Source organism: Streptomyces sp. NPDC003720, assembly GCF_042875075.1.
Classification (GTDB): domain Bacteria; phylum Actinomycetota; class Actinomycetes; order Streptomycetales; family Streptomycetaceae; genus Streptomyces.
In genome coordinates, this window is the sequence record NZ_JBIANZ010000001.1 from 1,006,639 (window position 1) to 1,020,998 (window position 14,360).

Below are 14,360 nucleotides of genomic sequence, written 5' to 3' on the forward strand. Positions count from 1 at the left end.
GCGCCGGCCGGGGCGATCCCCGGCCGGCGTCGCCGGCGTTGTGCGCCGACAGCCGGGCTCCCGCAACCGCGGCGCGGTACGCGGGAACCAAGGCGTCGTGGGGTCAGGGGCGGATCCGCAGGCGGTCTCGCCACGAGGTGCGGCCGGCTTGGGCGTCGACCAGTTCGGAGGCCTGGTGGGCAGGGGCGGGCTCCGGGAAGTACGCGCTGTCCTTGGGGCGGTTCCGGTCCGTCGTCGAGCGGGGGCGCGGCGCCGGCTCGAGGTGGGGGATGTGCTTGGAGCAGTGGACGTACGCTTCCTCGACGGTGACGTGCACCCACAGGTGAGGCCGGCGACCGGGCGCCGTCTCGGTCGGCAGTCGCGGATACCACGCGCGGATCTCGTGGTCCGTGTACAGCCGGACGGTGCCGTTCACGTGCAGCCCTATGTGGTCGTGGGTGAAGTCCATGAAGAGCATCCCGAGCTGGGGATTCTCGGTCATGTTGCCCGCACTGGCCATGACGCCGTTGCCCCGGTACTCGGGGTACGCCAGCGAGCGGTCGTCGAGGGCGACGCAGAAGCCCGGCGGCCCGGAGCGGAAGCTGGCGTCACAGGCTCCCCCGGAGTCCGCGGTCGACAGGAACACCATGTTCTGCCGGGCTATGAACTCCCTCATGGCGGGCGTCAGGTAGGGGTGGACCTGGCGGTCGTAGAACTCCGCCGCCCGGTCGGTGGTGCCGAGCTGCTGCTGCAGCAGCCGTTCTCCGGTGGAGCCCGGCGTCTCGGATCCGTTCACAGCTGGTCGGTCTCCTCGTCGGACGGAGGCGGCCCCAACGGGGCGGTCAGCACGGGGGTGTCCCAGGGGTCGTAGTGGATGTGCCGGGGCGGCACACCATGGCGCCGCAGGGCCTGCACGGCCTCGCCCAGCATCTGCGGCGGGCCGCACAGGTACGCCTCGTGCCGGTACCACGGGCCGAACTCCGCCAGCACCTCGGGCAGCGTGCCCTCCAGCCCCACGATGCGCTCGTGGGAGACCGCTGCCCGGACGCGGAGCCAGTGGTAGCGCTGGGACATGCGCAGCATGTCATCGAGTCCGTAGAGTTCGTCCGCCGTTCTGGCGCCGATGAACAGGCTGACTTCACGCGCGTCGCCGATGCCGTCCCGGGCCGCTTCCTCGATCAGGGCGCGAATGGGGGCGAGGCCGGTGCCGCCGGCCACGAACAGCAGGTCCCGCTGCGGGGTCTGGCGCAGGACCATGTCGCCTTCCGGCGGGCCGAGCCGGAGCGGGTCTCCGGGGCGAGCCTGGTGGACGAGCGGGTTGCTGACCTGTCCTCCGGGTACGGCCCGTACATGGAAGGTCAGCTCGGAATTGGGACGTGGGGCGTGCGCGGGGGAGTACTGGCGCCACAGTCTCGGTGCCCAAGGCGTTTCGACGCTCACGTACTGGCCCGCCACGAACGGGTAGGGCTGGTGTGGCTGGACGGTGATCTCGGCGATTCCATGCCCGCGGTGCACGTGCCCGACGATATGCGCGTCCCACACGGCGGGACGGTCACGGGCGTCCTCCTCCGCGGCCCGGGCCATCACGTCCGCGGCCGCGGTGTAGGCGCGCTGCCATGCCGCCGCCAGTGCCGGGCTCCATGCCGGGCCCGCGAAGTGGGAGAGGGCCTGCAGCAGGCATTCGCCGACGGCGGGGTAATGGGCGCTCTGCGTGCCGAACTTGCGGTGGCCGCGACCCAGGCGGGAGCAGAAGGCTATGAGGTTGTCGGGGTCGTCGACCAGTTCCACGATGCGCAGCAGTCCGCGCACCAGACGTTCCCGCTGGACATCGAGATCAGCCGGAAACAGATTCCTGACCTGTGGGTAACGCGCGAACAGGATGCTGTAGAAGTGCGCGGCCAGCTCGGAGACATGAGGAGCCACAATCGTCAGACTGCCCCGTACCAGGGCGACGTCCTCGGCACTGACCGGGGCCGGGGTGGTCGCTGTGTGACCCGGTGGCGCCGGGAACGCCGGGCGGCCCGGGGAGGTCCCGCGCCAGCCGTCTGCCGGCGCGATGGGTCTGTCGGGGTGCGAGGTCAGTTGCATGGACTCGAACCTGCCCGTCACCGTCCACCCCAGACCTGTTCGGTTGCCCACACGGCACAGACTCGAAGGCCGGGCACTTCCTGCGGGGCGCGACCAGGTACGGGCCCGACTCGGTTGACGCCAGTGCGCCGTGGAGCGCTGTGTAGGGAACTCACGTACCTTCTTCTCTCCATGTCGGCACCCTCGGCACAAGCGGTACGACGTCGTCGGACACTGGATCAAAACCGCTGAGAGACACGCGCATGTGTGCAGATGCGTACGCCGACAGCCCGGCAGCCCGGCAAGGGCAACCGTCAGGCGCCCGTCACCCTAGCGTCCGAGGATGGCGCCGAACGACCCAGGAGGGCCCGGTGGAACGATCTATGAGGGTTACCGACCAGTAGCCGAAATTCGCGCTCTGAACAGGCATGGAGTACCGCGCCCGCTCCCTCCGCACGTCGCCGCGCCACAGCGGGGTACCGGCGGCCGGAAGGCGGGTGACGCGACGGCGCATCTCGGCCGAATTGCGCTTCGTTCGTGCCGGCCGAGTTGCTGCGGCACGTTTGGGAAGGGGCGCCGCAAATGGGTCCGGAAGCACCGGACCCACTCGGCCTCGCAGGGAATCCGAGCCGGCGTCACCGCGAGACGATCAGCTCGGCGGCGGTCAGAGTCGGCGTGATTTCGTCGTTGTGCGGGGGTTCGTCCACTCCTCGCGGAGCATTCCGAACAGCACGCGATCGTGCAGCCGGCCCTCCACACAGCGGTGTGACCCTCCGGGACGGTGTCCGAATCGCAACGGCTATCCTTGCTCACCGGCCGGTGGCCGACCGCCGCAGCCAGGGCGTCCGCGCTCAGCCTGATGCCGCACATCGCCAGGCGATCTTGGAATGGATTCCTCCGCTCCATTGCTGCATCCCTGTGGGCTCACCCTCTTCCCAGGGCGCTGCGGGTCATGACGACCGGCGCGGCCGGGCGAGGAATCCGCGGACGAGTCCGCACAGCCCCGCTCCCGGTCCCCGGCCCGTCGTCTTCGAAAGGTTCTCCTGCACCATGCCCTTGGCTCTGCTGGCCCTGGCTGTCATCGCGTTCGGTATCGGCACGACCGAGTTCGCGACCATGGGGCTGCTGCCCCAGATCGCCGACGGAATCGGTGTGTCCGTACCGCACGCCGGCAACGTCGTGTCGGCCTACGCGCTCGGTGTCGTCGTCGGCGCTCCGCTGCTGACGGGCATATGCGCGCGTGTCCCGCACAAACGGCTGCTGCTGCTCCTGACCGGACTGTTCGTGATCGGCAACACGGCGTCCGCCCTGGCCCCCGACTTCGGCACGCTTTTCGCCGCCCGTTTCCTGGCGGGCCTGCCGCACGGCGCGCTGTTCGGCGTCGGCGCCGTAGTCGCCTCGCGGCTGGTCGCCGCGGACAGGGCGGCACGCGCCGTCTCGAAGATGTTCCTCGGACTGACCGTCGCCAACATCGTCGGAGTTCCGGCCGCCACGGCCCTCGGCCAGCATCTGGGCTGGCGCTCCGCCTACGGCGCGGTCACCGTCATCGGCCTCGTCGCGCTGGCCGCGCTGGCCGCGTTCGTCCCGCACCAGCCGCGGGGGGAGCAGTCCGGCGTCCGGCACGAGCTGCGGGCCATGGGCAACAAGCAGGTCGTCCTCGGTCTGGCCACGGCCGTCGTGGGCTTCGGCGGCTTCTTCGCCGTGTACAGCTACCTCGTCCCGATGCTCACGCACCTGACCCGACTCTCCGACTCGTCGACGACCTGGGTGCTCGCGCTGTACGGCGTCGGCATGACGCTCGGCACCCTGATCGCCGGACCGCTCACCGACCGCGCACTGCGCCCGACGATGTACTGGGGGCTCATCCTGCTGGCCGCGGCCCTGGTGACGTTCTACTTCGCGGTCCACAGCACCGTCCCCGCGCTGGTGACGATCACCTTCATCGGCGCGATGGGCTCCCTCATCACCACACCCGTTCAGATGCTGCTCATGGCCAAGGCCAAGAACGCCCCGACGATGGCGGCGGCGTCCAACCACTCGGCCTTCAACCTGGCCAACGCGGGCGGCGCCTGGCTCGGCGGTCTGGTCATCTCGGCCGGCTGGGGCTGGGCCGCGCCCAACCTGGTCGGCGCGGCGCTCGCCGTGGCCGGTCTGGGCCTCGCCTTCACAGGCGGTGTCATGGACCGGGACCGCCGGCGCTCCGAAGTGATCACGCAGGCATCGCCGACGGCGGAGCAGAAGACACCGGTCCCCACCGCGGACTGACCGGGCAGGGCGGTCCCCTGGTCGTCACGGCACAGCGGTTCGCGTCGATCAGCGTCGCGCGGTCCATGCCCAGGCTCGTCGCATACGAGCCTGGAGATGAGCGGCTCCCGGCAGCGACCCGTGCTCGGCCCGTCACCAGGGCCTTCCACGCGCGTTCGTACGCCTACAGGCCAAGCCGAGGTCGCGGCGGCAGCCCGCAGGCCATGGCCCCTCTCCGTACCCGGCTGACCGCGACGTCCGCCGGTGGACCCGGTCAACGCGATGGACGGCGGCGCGCCGCTCCTGTTACACCGGCTCCTGTCGCATCGACCTGCCGCGGACAGCCACCGCCAGGTGGCCGGCAGACCGGGTCGTCGAGGAGAGGGACCCTTTGCGTGACGCGCTGCTGGGACTGGCCGACAACCCGGCCCTGCCCGCGGGACTGTCAACCCGGCCCTCGCCCTCTCGGCCCTGGAGACCGCGATCGACGCCGCTGACAGCTCCCTCGCCCGAGCCGCCGCGAGCAACCCGGCACTGCCGGAGGCGACGATGGAGCGGGTCATCGCACGGTCCCTGGGAGAAGGCCGTCCCAGCACACCGCCGGCCGACCGGGCCGCCCACCCCGACCAGCGGCGCCCCAGCCGTGATCGGCGGGGGCAGTAGGGATCATGCTCGCTCTGGTGCCGCGTCACGTCACCCCAGCCGCCCGTCCCTCCCCGATGGTTCGGTGAGTGCCGAATTGACTTGCCTATAGCGTGCCGAGTCCTGCGCGGGAGATGCCCGTTGCTGATGACGCTGGAGGCCCCTGTGCCGGAGACGGACCTGAAGCAGCAACTCGTCGAGCGGTTCCACGAGGTCAACGGACATCATCCGATGACCGATGCCGATGACGTATATGTCAGTGCGCAGTTCGTCGTCCTGGAGGAACTGTGCGCAGTCCATGATCGCGACGTCGATGCGGTCCGTCGGCTGATGCTGGGGCAGCGTCTGCCGCTTCCGGGATACCTGCGCTCCGACGGTGCCGAGATGGTGCCGGCCGACCTGTTCGCTCTCGCCGACGGGGCCGGCGGCGAAGACCTGCTCGAAGCGTGGTTCACCGCTCACTGGGCCGACCCGATCACGGGGAAGGCGGAGTGGAATTCGTATCTCAGCGGACAGTACGTGTGTCTGCACTCGGTGACGCCGGCCACCATTCAGCGCAAGGACTACCTGACGGCCGCGATCGGCGCCGCGGCGAAAGAGCCGGATGCCGGTTCAGCGCAGTGGTCTGCTCGGCTGCACGCTCTGGTCGACGAACTCGACACGTTGGAACCGGCGTTCACCGCCTACGACCGTCTTCGGTTCGGCGGGCCCACATCTCGGGACATTTGCATCGACGACGTGCGCGCCCGCTTCCCGCGCCCGTGACCCGGATCGTCCGCTGACCGGCTGCGGTCCCGAAGGCGTACGAGACGGGCGCCGGCGGCCTGACCGGACCACTGCGCCGTCGGGGCGGACAGGCCACCGCACCGCCACACCCTGTGAGCTGCCTCACTCGAAGCAGCCCGCTCTGCGCGCGAAGTGCCTCGCCAGCGCGTTGTCCGCGTGTACGGCGGGGCCCGGTGGCCGGATGCGTCAGTAATCTGTCATTGCAGCCAGTGCGGTAGCCGATACAGGCTGTGACCGTGTTGGAGCGACGTGTTGTTGTGGTGGTGTACGCCGGTGCGATGGCCCTGGACGTCACCGGACCGATCGAAGTGTTCGATACGGCGAACCGGCTTCTGGGCCCCACGGGCGCCCCCTACCGGACCGACTTCGTCTCGGCCGACGCACCGCTGGTGCGCATGAGTTCGGGAGTGGTGGTGCACGCCTCGCCGCTGGAGGCGGGTGAGGGCCCGGTCGACACGCTTCTGGTGCCGGGCGGCTGGAGTCTCGACAACGCGCTGCGCGACCGGGAACTCGTCTCCTGGATCGGCCGTGCCGCGGCTCGGTCGCGCAGAGTCGCCTCCGTGTGCGGCGGATCGTTTCTGCTGGCCGAGGCAGGCCTTCTCGACGGCCGGCGCGCCACCACGCACTGGGCGTACAGCGAGGCGATGGCGTGCCGCTATCCACGGGTGACGGTGGACGCGGAGCCGATCTTCGTCTGGGACGGACCCTTCGTGACGTCCGCAGGCGTGTCGACGGGGATCGACATGGCGCTCGCGCTGGTGGAGGCCGACCACGGGTCGGCGCTGGCACTGGAGACGGCGCGGTTCCTTGTGCTGTTCCTCAAGCGGCACGGAGGGCAGTCCCAGTACAGCGCCGTCCTCGACGCCCAGTTGGCCGACCATCCGCCGATCCGCGCGGCACAGGAGTGGATCCAGGACAACCTGGACGGCCCGCTGCCCGTGGCCGAGATCGCGCGGCGGGCCACCATGAGCCAGCGCAACTTCGCCCGGGTGTTCCGGCGCGAAGTCGGCATGACACCCGGCCAGTACGTCGAGCGCACGCGTATCGCCCGGGCCCGTGAACTGCTGGAGACCACTGACCTGGCGATCGGCCAGATAGCCGGCCGCTGCGGATTCTCGGCCCCCGAGACGTTCTTCCGCTCCTTCGGACGAACCCTGGGGCTCACCCCCAAGGAGTACCGGCTGCGCTTCCAGGTCATCTCGCCGTCCGGCCTCATCGACCGGCACCACGAAAGGGAGGGGAGCCCCTTATGACCACCACGGCTCCAGGACCGTGCGAAGGATCTGAATCGGTACGCCTGGTCGACCTTCTCGCAAGGGAACTCGCCAGGACCGGCGTCACCCACATGTTCGGGGTCGGCGGCGCGAACATCGAGGACCTGTACGACGCCGTGCACCGCGTCGGCACCGTCCGCGGCGTCGTCGCCAAACACGAGTTCTCCGCCGTCACCATGGCCGACGGGTACGCGCGCACCACCGGGCGCCTCGGCGTGGTCGCCGCCACCTCGGGTGGTGGGGCGATGAACCTGGTACCAGGGCTGGCGGAGGCCCATGCCTCCCGGGTGCCCGTGCTGGCACTGGTGGGACAGCCGCCGACCGGCCAGGAAGGGCACGGGGCGTTCCAGGACTCCAGCGGCAAAGCGGGCTCTTTCGACGCGCGGGACGTCTTCGCCCCTGTGTCGCGGTTCTGCGCCCGCGTCGACGACCCGGATGCGTTCGCGGAGTTACTGCCCCGGGCACTCGCTGCGGCACAGTCCACTCCCCGCGGTCCGGCCGTGCTGCTGCTGCCCAAGGACGTGCAGCAAGCCCGGATCCGGGTGCCGGTCCACGGTGAGGCGCAGGTGCCGGACGATCTCGCGGCGGCATCCGCGGCCCCGCCCGGCGCGGCCGCCGTCGCCGCCGTGTCGGACGCCCTTCGCAAGGCCGGCCGCGTCCTCGTCGTCGCCGGCGAGGAGGTGGCCGCCACCGGCGCGCGTGAGGATCTCGCGGCACTGGCCCGGCGGCTGGGGGCCTGGGTGGCGGTCACCCCGGATGCCAAGGACGTCTTCGACAACCGTGATCCGCGATTCGCCGGTGTGGCCGGGGTGATGGGCCACGCCAACGTGGAGGACTGCTTGCGGCGGGCCGACCTGTGCCTGCTCGTCGGTACCCGGTTGCCGCTCCTGGCACGCGGCGGCCTCGACCGGGCGCTGACCGCCACCGATGTCGTCTGCCTCGGCTCCGAGCCGCCGTTCGTGGCAGGCAGCACGCTCGGCGGGAATGTGCGCGACGCGCTGCGCGCGGTGGCCGCCCGGCTGCCGTCCCACCCACGCCCCTGCCCACCGCACGCCGGCCCGGTGCCCGCGCCGGTGCCCTCCCGCCCGGCACGGGAGGGAACCGTCCCCCTCGCCCGGGCGGTCGCCGCGGTGGAGGTGGCCCTCCCACCGGACGCGAACGTCTTCGTGGACGCCGGCAACGCCGGTGCGTGCGCGATCCATCTCCTCCCGGCACCGCGCCACGGCCGCTTCGTGGTGGCGGTCGGGATGGGCGGCATGGGCTACACCTTCGGCGCCGGGATCGGCGCCGCGCTCGCCACCGGCCGGCGCACCTACGTCCTCGCCGGCGACGGGTCCTTCTTCATGCACGGCATGGAGGTGCACACCGCCGTGGAGTACGGCGCACCCGTGACGTTCGTGATCCTCAACAACAACGCGCACGCCATGTGCGCGCTGCGGGAGCGGTTCCTCCAGGGCCGGTCCCGCGACGACGACCTGTTCGCACCCACCGACCTCGCCGCCGGAGCGGCCGCCGCCTTCCCGTCTCTGCCGGCCACGGACGCCACCGACGCGGCGCGGCTGCGCGGGGCACTGCTGCGCGGCAACGAGGGCGACGGCCCGGTGCTGGTCTCGGTGGCCTGCGACCCGCTGGAAATCCCCCCGTTCCTTCCCTTCCGGTCCTTCGCCGCCGAAGGCACCCGAACCACCGAAACCGCCGAAGTCACCAAGAGCAAGAAGGATTCAGATGAGCGAGAAGCCGTCCACGTTGGCTGACATCCCCGGTCTGGTCCGCATCGAGAGCGCAGGAAAGGAAGAACTGACCGCCCACTGCATGGAGCTGACCCACGCGGTGTATCCGCACCACCAGGTCCACGGGCAGTACTGCACCATCCACGAGTACGTCGACTGCCCGCCGGAGCAGGCGTACGACTACCTGCGCCAGGGACACCACCTGGAGGAGTGGACCTGCAGCCTGCGGGACTTCGCTCCCACCGGCACGCCGGGGCTGTGGGCCGGCAGGGACCGGCTGGAGGACGACACCCCGATCTACTGCAGGGTGCTCGCCAACCGTGAGGCCATGACCGTGGACTACCACTGCTCCTGGGACCAGGGCGACAAGCTGTGGATGATCTACCTGATGCGGGTCGTACCGGCCCGGCTGGTACTCGACAGGCCCGGCTCGGTGATCACGTGGACCAACTGCCGGCACCCCTACTACGACGACAACCCGCACCCCGAGCTGGCTCCCAGCCCGGAGCGGCCCTGGGTGGGCGACTACTGGGACCTCTTCTACGCCGGCCACACCCTGGAGATGCGCAACCTCAAGGCCATCCTGGAGCATCGCCATCGCAACGGTCTGTCGGTCGGTTCGGCGCCGGCGAGGGCGGTGGCGCCGTGACCACGGTCAGCCTCACCGACGTCGCGAGCTATCTGCCCGGCGAGCCGGTCCCTGCGGAGTTCTACACGGAGTTCCCCGGAGCGGAGGACAAGCTCCGCCACCACCCCATGTTCAGGGTCCCGCCGGCACGGCACCACGTGGCCCGGGACGAGACCAACGCCGAGATGGTGGAGCGTGCCGTACAGCCGCTGATCGAACGGCACGGCCGCGCCGAGATCCGGAACGTCGACGTGCTTCTGGTGCACAGCCAGTTGCCCGACCTGCCGTTCGTGGGCGCCGGGACCGAGGTGGCGCGCCGGCTGGGCCTGAACCCCGAGTGGCTCGTCGACGTGGCCAACGCGGGCTGCGCGTCCTTCGTCCACATGTTGAAGCTGTCACGGCAGATCCTCGCCACCACCGACGCGAAGACGGCGCTGATCTGCAACGCGCAGAGCGCCGCCGGGCAGTGGTTCACCCAGTCCGAGGTGCGCAGGCTCGCCCAGGCGGCGATCCCGGGCGACGGGTGCGGTGTGGGGTATGTGACGACGTCGTCCGGGTCGCCGGTCCTCGGCGTGGAGACGCGGCACATCGGCGAGTACGCCGGTGACATGACGGTGGCGGTCGACGACGGTCGCAAGTACTGGGAACCGGGAGAGTCCCAGCTGCGGATCGGGTTCACCGACTCGAGCGTGGCCAAGGTCCTGGCGCGGGGCAACCGGCTCGTGCCCGAGGTGGTCACGGAGCTGTGCGGACGGCTCGGCGTGGCCAGCACCGACATCGACATGCTCATCACCAACCAGCCCAACCGCACCTTCCTGCGGAACTGGCGCGAGGCGCTGCTGCTGCCTGCCGAACGGCACCTGGACACCTTCGACGAGTGCGGGAACCTGTTCGGAGCGGCGATCCCGGTCACCCTGGACCGGGCGATCGGCTCCGGGCAGGTGGCGGACGGCGATCTGGTGGTGCTCGGGGGCTTCGCCCACGCGGGCGACTTCGCCGGTGCGGTCGCCGTTCGCTGGCACGGCGGACGGAGCTGAGCCGTGGACGTCCCCGTGCTGCACCGGCTCGCCCTGAACGAGAGTCCGTATCCGCCGCTGCCCTCGGTGCGCGAGGCGATGCGGCGGGCCGTGGCGCAGGCCCACCGCTATCCGGAGTCCCACCCCGACGACCTCACCGAGCGGATCGCCGCTTGGTGCCGGGTGCCTCCCGACCGGGTCGCCGTCGGCAGCGGATCGGTCGGCGTGGCGCTGCAGTTGTTCCGGGCAGTGGTCCGGCCCGGCGACACCGTGGCCCACGCCTGGCGCACGTTCGACGCGTATCCCCTACTGGCCGCCATGGCCGGCGCCCGATCCGTCCCCGTACCGCTGTCGCCGGACGGACACCAGGATCTGGGCGCCCTGCTCGCGGCGCTCGACCACCGCACGCGGGTCGTGGTGCTGTGCAACCCTCACAACCCCACCGGCAGCCTCATCGGTGCCGAGGCCCTGTCGGCATTCCTGCGCCGGGTTCCCCGGCACGTCACCGTGCTCCTCGACGAGGCGTACGTGGAGTTCGCCCGCGGCGCCGACCTGCCGGACTCGCCGGCACTCTCGGGTGCGTACCCCAACCTGCTGGTGCTGCGCACGTTCTCCAAGGCCTACGGTCTCGCGGCACTGCGGATCGGCTACGGGTTGGGCGCCCCGGCCCTGGTGGAGCGGATCCGCGGGCAGCAGCTGCCCTTCGGGATCAACGCGGTGGCAGCGGCCGCGGTGAAGGCCTCGCTGCGGGCCGAGAGCGAGCTGCGCCGGCGCGTGGACACCGTCGTCGCCGAACGCGAGCGGCTCCGCGACGAGCTCGTGTCCATCGGCTGGCGGGTACCGGCCGGCCACGCGAACTCCGTCTGGCTCGCGGCGCCCGATCCGGTCGGCGAGGGCGCCGCGGCGCTCGCCGGCGCCGGCGTCCAGGTGCGCCACTACCCCAACGAGGGCCTGCGGCTCACCGTGGGCGACCGGAAGGCCAGCGACGCCGTGCTGACCGCGCTGGCCGGACTGCGCGGACAGCGGCGCGCGCCGAACGCGTGAAGCACCCGGCGGTACGGTCCAGGGGCTCCGGCCACCGCCGGCGGCCGGAGCCCCGGACCGGTTCGTGCCGTCGGCTGTCACGGGTACCTCGCTGTTGTCGCAGCCGGCGAGACTGAGTAGGGTCACCGGACATGAACACCGGACCGGCGCTACGCCACGCACGGATTGGCTATCCGGTGGAGGGCTGATCGATGACCGGGTGCGCGGTAGGCACCCCCTCGGTTCGGCACGCGGACCTCCCGACGCTCGTGCACTACGAGTCCGTTTTCGTGTCGAACCACATCGAGGTTTGAATGACAGTCACGTTCAACCACACCATCATCGCGGCCGAAGATCGCAACGAGTCGGCTCGGTTCTTCCGTGAGCTGTTGGAAGTCCCCGAAGCGCCGTCCTGGGGCCCGTTCACCAACATCCAGCTCTCCGACGGCGTGCTGCTCCAGTTCGCCGAGCCGCCGGTGGAGATCCAGATGCAGCATTACGCGTTCCTGATCGACGACGAGTTGTTCGACCGGGCCTATCGGCGGCTGTGTGACCGCGGCATCGAGCAGTGGGCCGATCCGCAGATGCGACGCCCAGGCGAGATCAACAGCGAGCACGGCGGTCGCGGGGTGTACTTCAAGGACCCCGCCGGTCACGCGATCGAGCTGATCACCCGCCCGTACCTGTAGCTGAGGGAGCGTCTGGTCGGGCAGCCGAAACGCGGTGCCCGGCCCGCCGCGACCCGACCCCGACGGGGCTGGGGGACCATGTCTGGCGTGCGGGGCCCGCGCATGTGCCCCGTCCTCTGCGAAAGTAACTCCTGTTTTGTGGGCTTGTCGGCATGAGGTAAGGGCACCTGTTGGCCAGGAGGTTGATAACGATGGTTCCCCTGCTTCTGGTTCTTCTGCTGGCCCTGATCCTCTTCGGTGCGGGTTTCGCGCTGAAGGCGCTGTGGTGGATCGCGGTGATCGTGCTCGTCGTATGGCTGCTGGGCTTCGTCGTCCGTACGGCGGACAGTGGCGGCCGCAAGGGCCGCTGGTACCGCTGGTAGACGACAGATACACCTGGCGCGCGGAACGCGCCGTGCGCGGGAAGTGAGTGGGGCCCGGCCGTATACGGCCGGGCCCCACTCGCGTAACCGGCCATCCCGCGGGCGGTTGGGAGGGATCGGGCGTATCGGGCGCATCGCAGGGTACGTGAGACATGCAACGGCCCCGCAGGCCCAGCAGTGGAACCCTGCTCCTCCTGCCTGCGGGGCCGCTGCGCCCGAGCGGCCGACGGTTTCCTTTCAGGGCGCCGACGGCTTGGTCGTCCCGTCCAGGCGGACGACGACCAAGGCGATGTCGTCGTCGGCGCCGCCGGCGACGTCGAGGCGGGCGAGGAGGGCGTCGGCGAGGTGCTCCGCGCCGAACGCGGTGCAGGCGGCGAGCGTGGAGATCAGCCGGGACAGCCCGGCGTCGATGTCCTCACCGCGGCGTTCGATCAGGCCGTCGGTGTAAAGGATCAAAGTGTCGCCGGGAGTGTAGGTCGCGGTGGCCTGTGGCCTGGGGACGTGTTCGGGGCGGGCGCCCAGCGGGGGGTCGGTGGCCTGGTCGAGCAGAGTGCAGGTCCCGTCCGGATGCAGAAGAACGGGTGGGGGGTGGCCGGCGCTGCTGTAGAACAGCAGGCGGCTGTGACAGTCCACCAGGACTTGGGCGACGGTGGCGGCCAGCGCGCCCTCGACGGAGCGCGCATACAACCCCAGAACCTCAAGAGCCTGGGCAGGGCCGTAAACGGCGCGGGTGGCGGCGCTCAGCGCGCTGCGGAGCCTGCCCATGACGGTGGCGGCCATCAGCCCGTGGCCGACCACGTCGCCGACCGTGACCGTGAAGCGGTCCGTGGGCAGGTCCACCGCGTCGTACCAGTCGCCGCACACGTTCAGTGATCCGGTCGCGGGCAGGTAGCGCACGGCGACATCCGGGTGCCGGGCCAGGTCGGGGGAGTGAAGCATGGCTTCCTGGAGAGCGACGGCGATGCGCCTTTCACGGGCGTGAGCTTGCCGCAGTTCCTCGTTCAGCCGCTGCAGCTGCCGTGCCCGGGAGTACAGCTCGGCCTCCATGGCCGCTTCCCGGCCGGGACTCACCGACGGCAGATCCGCCGTGCGGCGGGCACGGACGACCTCGGTCATGTCCTCGGACCGGTGGACTATCCAGGCGACCTCCCCGCCCGGGCCGAGGACCGGCACGTTGATCGCGGTCCACCACCGCTCCTTGAAGACCTCGGGATTGCCGGCGACCGGGATGTCGTACTTCTGCAACGCCATGTGATCCGTTTGGCGGGAGGACAGGACACGGTGCAGTGAGTCCTTCAGCGTCGCCACCCCGTCGGCTTCCGGGCTGGCGGGATTGCTGGGGAAGGCGTCGAAGAGATACTGCCCGACCAGCTCGCCACGGCTGCGTCCGGTCACCGCGCAGAAGGCCGCGTTGGCATCGGCGATCACCAGGTCCGTGCCGAGCACCAGGCACGGGCTCGGAAGGGCGGCGAACACCCCGGAGTAGTCGATGTCGGGTTCCACACCCATTCCCTGCCAATGGCTCGCTCTCAAATCTACGTAAGGTTCAGCAGTGCCGCCCACCGGAGAAACCTGTGGCACACGCCCTGCCCCGCAGCGTGGTCGTCAGGCGGCTGCGGCGAATTCCGGGGAGAGCGTGGGGCATGGCCGGTCGGCGCGGGCGGACGTGGTGGGAGGCCGCGGCCCGGTCTCAGAGCCTCCAGGATCGCAGCACCTCGGCGAAGGCATAGACGCTCAGGCGGGTGTCCCGGACCTCAAGGACAAGGTCGGACAGGGCGCCATAGGTTCATCAGGCTGCCGCAGCTCCGTCGCCTCGCTGCGAGGGGGGGAACCTCGTCGGGGAACGCGTCGTCGAACTCGCTGCGCAGCCTGTCGGCCCAGGCGAAGACGGGCGGTCCGTCGCGGGACGGGGCCGGGGCC

General features: G+C 70.6%; 12 protein-coding genes. 9 read left to right on the forward strand and 3 right to left on the reverse strand.

Features of this window, described 5'->3' with window-relative positions; genetic code table 11:
• Window positions 1–103: 103 nt before the first annotated feature.
• Both ACFYU0_RS04905 and ACFYU0_RS04910 read right to left on the reverse strand, forming a co-directional pair.
• Entirely contained in the window at window positions 104–775 is a 672-nt protein-coding gene (locus ACFYU0_RS04905; protein WP_389297796.1) for a pyridoxamine 5'-phosphate oxidase family protein, read from the reverse strand.
• On the reverse strand, window positions 772–1,902 hold the full coding sequence (locus ACFYU0_RS04910; protein WP_351663561.1) for a globin domain-containing protein: 1,131 nt from the start codon (window positions 1,900–1,902) through the stop codon (window positions 772–774). The genes ACFYU0_RS04905 and ACFYU0_RS04910 overlap by 4 nt, the downstream gene beginning before the upstream one ends.
• A 1,194-nt stretch (window positions 1,903–3,096) precedes the next feature.
• On the opposite strand from ACFYU0_RS04910, the gene ACFYU0_RS04915 reads away from it, so the two are divergent.
• From ACFYU0_RS04915 to ACFYU0_RS04955, 9 genes are all read left to right on the forward strand, one after another.
• Complete coding sequence (locus tag ACFYU0_RS04915; RefSeq protein ID WP_389297798.1) at window positions 3,097–4,311, forward strand: MFS transporter; 1,215 nt, start codon at window positions 3,097–3,099, stop codon at window positions 4,309–4,311.
• A gap of 768 nt (window positions 4,312–5,079) precedes the next feature.
• Window positions 5,080–5,697, forward strand: a complete 618-nt coding sequence (locus ACFYU0_RS04920) for a DUF6058 family natural product biosynthesis protein (RefSeq protein WP_389297800.1) — start codon at window positions 5,080–5,082, stop codon at window positions 5,695–5,697.
• 257 nt (window positions 5,698–5,954) lie between these two features.
• Window positions 5,955–6,971, forward strand: coding sequence for a GlxA family transcriptional regulator (locus ACFYU0_RS04925; protein WP_389297802.1), 1,017 nt, complete (start codon window positions 5,955–5,957; stop codon window positions 6,969–6,971).
• Window positions 6,968–8,746 (forward strand): thiamine pyrophosphate-binding protein, encoded by a 1,779-nt coding sequence (locus ACFYU0_RS04930; protein ID WP_389297804.1) that lies wholly within the window; start codon window positions 6,968–6,970, stop codon window positions 8,744–8,746. Before ACFYU0_RS04925 ends, ACFYU0_RS04930 begins: the two co-directional genes overlap by 4 nt.
• Window positions 8,718–9,371: an SRPBCC family protein gene (locus ACFYU0_RS04935; RefSeq protein ID WP_351663571.1), complete on the forward strand. Its 654-nt coding sequence runs from the start codon at window positions 8,718–8,720 to the stop codon at window positions 9,369–9,371. The genes ACFYU0_RS04930 and ACFYU0_RS04935 overlap by 29 nt, the downstream gene beginning before the upstream one ends.
• The gene (locus tag ACFYU0_RS04940; protein WP_389297806.1) at window positions 9,368–10,387 is read left to right on the forward strand and encodes a ketoacyl-ACP synthase III family protein; all 1,020 of its coding nucleotides are present in this window, start codon (window positions 9,368–9,370) and stop codon (window positions 10,385–10,387) included. The genes ACFYU0_RS04935 and ACFYU0_RS04940 overlap by 4 nt, the downstream gene beginning before the upstream one ends.
• 3 nt (window positions 10,388–10,390) lie before the next feature.
• Window positions 10,391–11,410 (forward strand): histidinol-phosphate transaminase, encoded by a 1,020-nt coding sequence (locus ACFYU0_RS04945; RefSeq protein WP_389297808.1) that lies wholly within the window; start codon window positions 10,391–10,393, stop codon window positions 11,408–11,410.
• Between the two features lie 293 nt (window positions 11,411–11,703).
• Window positions 11,704–12,078 carry a VOC family protein gene (locus ACFYU0_RS04950; protein ID WP_389297810.1) on the forward strand — a complete coding sequence of 125 codons (375 nt, stop codon included), beginning with the start codon at window positions 11,704–11,706 and terminating at the stop codon, window positions 12,076–12,078.
• A gap of 191 nt (window positions 12,079–12,269) precedes the next feature.
• A complete protein-coding gene (locus ACFYU0_RS04955; RefSeq protein ID WP_011113206.1) occupies window positions 12,270–12,440 on the forward strand; it encodes a DUF5670 family protein in 171 nt (56 codons plus the stop codon).
• Window positions 12,441–12,677: 237 nt separating this feature from the next.
• On the opposite strand, the gene ACFYU0_RS04960 is transcribed toward ACFYU0_RS04955, so the two are convergent.
• Window positions 12,678–13,943 carry a PP2C family protein-serine/threonine phosphatase gene (locus ACFYU0_RS04960; RefSeq protein ID WP_389297812.1) on the reverse strand — a complete coding sequence of 422 codons (1,266 nt, stop codon included), beginning with the start codon at window positions 13,941–13,943 and terminating at the stop codon, window positions 12,678–12,680.
• Between the last annotated feature and the right edge of the window lie 417 nt (window positions 13,944–14,360).

Excerpts from the sequence above, each read along its gene's own strand:
- ACFYU0_RS04920 (WP_389297800.1), top strand. The coding sequence starts at position 5,080 with ATGACGCTGGAGGCCCCTGTGCCGGAGACGGACCTGAAGCAGCAACTC.
- ACFYU0_RS04950 (WP_389297810.1), top strand. The coding sequence starts at position 11,704 with ATGACAGTCACGTTCAACCACACCATCATCGCGGCCGAAGATCGCAAC.
- ACFYU0_RS04915 (WP_389297798.1), top strand. The coding sequence starts at position 3,097 with ATGCCCTTGGCTCTGCTGGCCCTGGCTGTCATCGCGTTCGGTATCGGC.
- ACFYU0_RS04935 (WP_351663571.1), top strand. The coding sequence starts at position 8,718 with ATGAGCGAGAAGCCGTCCACGTTGGCTGACATCCCCGGTCTGGTCCGC.
- ACFYU0_RS04930 (WP_389297804.1), top strand. The coding sequence starts at position 6,968 with ATGACCACCACGGCTCCAGGACCGTGCGAAGGATCTGAATCGGTACGC.
- ACFYU0_RS04955 (WP_011113206.1), top strand. The coding sequence starts at position 12,270 with ATGGTTCCCCTGCTTCTGGTTCTTCTGCTGGCCCTGATCCTCTTCGGT.